The sequence below is a fragment of the Streptomyces noursei genome (assembly GCF_001646665.1).
GTDB lineage: Bacteria > Actinomycetota > Actinomycetes > Streptomycetales > Streptomycetaceae > Streptomyces > Streptomyces lavendulocolor.
This window is the reverse complement of the sequence record NZ_LWBU01000099.1, coordinates 1-250: the sequence shown is the minus strand read 5'-3', so window position 1 is coordinate 250 and position 250 is coordinate 1. Positions and strand designations below refer to the sequence as shown.

Genomic DNA, 250 nt, shown 5'->3' with positions numbered 1-250 from the left:
CCCGGCTGTGGCGGCGGTCTCCGCCCACGACGGCGGGCCGGGTGCCGGCCGGGTGCCCGGGTGCGGTTCCTCCGACGACGGCGGCGGCCTGTCCCCCGCCCTGCCGCCCCGCTCCGGCTCCCTCGGCGAGCTGCTGTCCGCCCCGCCCGTCGCCCGCGCCGCGGCCGGCACGCCGGGCGCGGACGCCGCCCCCCCGGACGGCCCGCCCGAACGGGGGCCGCCGCCCCTCGTGCCGCCCCCCCCCCCGGCC

At 87.2% G+C, this 250-nt stretch carries 1 pseudogene; it reads left to right on the top strand.

The window, feature by feature from the left end:
- Positions 1-250 (top strand): annotated as a pseudogene (locus A4V12_RS38460) (hypothetical protein); the annotation flags it as partial.